General features: G+C 69.3%; 3 protein-coding genes. All 3 read left to right on the forward strand.

From position 1 onward, the window contains the following. Positions 1–334: 5-deoxy-glucuronate isomerase (locus FHW94_RS22980; RefSeq protein WP_168558156.1), on the forward strand; the 334-nt coding region annotated here is incomplete at its 5' end. A 6-nt stretch (positions 335–340) separates the two neighbouring features. Then, positions 341–1,096: a 2-dehydro-3-deoxy-D-gluconate 5-dehydrogenase KduD gene (gene kduD / locus FHW94_RS22985; RefSeq protein ID WP_168558157.1), complete on the forward strand. Its 756-nt coding sequence runs from the start codon at positions 341–343 to the stop codon at positions 1,094–1,096. Beyond that, on the forward strand, positions 1,093–1,931 hold an 839-nt coding region (locus FHW94_RS22990), incomplete at its 3' end, for a PfkB family carbohydrate kinase (RefSeq protein WP_168558158.1). The genes kduD and FHW94_RS22990, both read left to right, overlap by 4 nt.

Consider the following 1,931-nt stretch of genomic DNA (forward strand, 5'->3'; position numbering starts at 1 on the left):
CGGCGTATGCGACAGCGCGCAACTGCTGCTCGGCCTCACCGTGCTGGAAGAAGGCAGCGTGTGGAACACCATGCCCCCGCACCTCCACGACCGCCGCAGCGAGATCTATCTCTACTTCGACCTTCCGCAGGAAAACGACCGCGTGTTCCACTACATGGGCGAGCCGGATTCGATGCGCCACCTGGTCATCGCCAACGAAGAGGCGGTGATCAGCCCGCCCTGGTCGATCCACATGGGCTCGGGCACCAAGAAGTATGCGTTCATCTGGGCGATGGGCGGGGAAAACCTCGACTATACCGACATGAACGTGCTCGATATCTGCCAGTTGAAGTAAGCCAAGATGGCCATTTCCTTTAGCCTTGCGGGCAAGACCGCGCTGGTCACCGGCGCCAACACCGGGATCGGCCAGGCGATTGCCGTCGCCCTGGCGCAGGCCGGGGCCGACGTCGCCCTGGCCGGCCGGTCAGAGCCTGCGCAAACGCTCGACCTGATCGCGCAGGCCGGGCGCCGCGCGGTGAACATCACCGCCGATCTGTCCACCATCGAACCGGTGGCGCGCGTGGTGGACGAGGCCGTCTCCGCGCTCGGGCGGATCGACATCCTGGTCAACAACGCCGGGATCATCCGCCGCGACGATCTGCTGCAGTTCAGCGAGGCGGATTGGGACGCGGTGATCGACACCAACCTCAAGACGCTGTTCTTCCTCAGCCAGGCGGCCGCGCGCGGGATGGTGGCGCAGGGCGGCGGCAAGATCATCAACATCGCTTCGCTGCTCACCTTCCAGGGCGGCATCCGCGTGCCCAGCTATGCCGCGGCCAAATCGGGCGTGGGCGGGGTGACCAAGGCCATGGCCAACGAACTGGCGCCCCATGGCGTGCAGGTCAACGCCATCGCGCCCGGCTATATCGCCACCAACAACACCGCCGCGCTCCAGGCCGACGAGACCCGCAACCGCCAGATTCTGGAACGCATTCCCGCCGGCCGCTGGGGCGACCCGCAAGACATTGCCGGCGCGGCGGTGTTCCTTGCCTCGCCCGCGTCGAACTATGTCACCGGCCATGTCCTGGCGGTGGACGGCGGCTGGCTGGCGCGATGAGCGCGCGTTCGGGGCACGTCGTGTGCTTTGGCGAGGTGCTGTTGCGCCTGGCCACACCCGGCGCGCGGCTGATGCAGCAAAGCGAGTGCCTGGACTTGGTGGTGGGCGGAGCAGAAGCCAACGTGGCCGCTGGCCTCGCCGCGCTGGGCCACCAGGCCGCGATGCTCACCCGCCTGCCGGCCAGCCCGCTGGGCGACAAGGCGCGCGCGGCGCTGGGCGCGGCCGGGGTGGACACGCGCCACGTGGGCCGCGGTGCGGGGCGCATGGGCCTCTATTTCCTGGAAAGCGGCGCGGGCCTGCGCCCCTCGACAATCACCTATGATCGTGCCGGCAGCGTGTTTGCGCTGTCGCGGCCGGACGAATTCGACTTTGCCGCAGCGCTCGATGGCGCGGCGCTGCTGCACCTGTCGGGCATAACCCCGGCACTGGGGCCGGGCGGCGTGGCCCTGGCGCAGGCGGCCGTGGCGGCGGCTGACGCCGCGGGCGTGCCGATCTGCTTCGACGGCAATTACCGCGCCATGCTGTGGGAGGCGTGGGATAGCGATCCGCGCGCGATCCTGGCCGGGCTGATGCAATCGGCCAGTATCATGATCGGCAACCATCGCGATATCGCGCTGTTACTGGCCCAGCCCTTTTCCGGCGACGGTGCCGACCGGCGGCGCGAAGCCGCGCAGGCCGCCTTCGCCGCCTTCCCGCGCCTCACCCTGATCGCCTCGACCGCGCGCCACATCGCCGGGCCCGACCACCACCGCATCGCCGCCCGCGTCGATGCGCACGACGCCGCGCACCAGACCGCCGAAGTGGACGTGACCGGCATCGTCGACCGCATCGGCAC

This window comes from Novosphingobium sp. SG720, assembly GCF_012275365.1.
Classification (GTDB): Bacteria; Pseudomonadota; Alphaproteobacteria; order Sphingomonadales; family Sphingomonadaceae; genus Novosphingobium; species Novosphingobium rhizosphaerae.

Excerpts from the sequence above, each read along its gene's own strand:
- kduD (WP_168558157.1), top strand. The coding sequence starts at position 341 with ATGGCCATTTCCTTTAGCCTTGCGGGCAAGACCGCGCTGGTCACCGGC.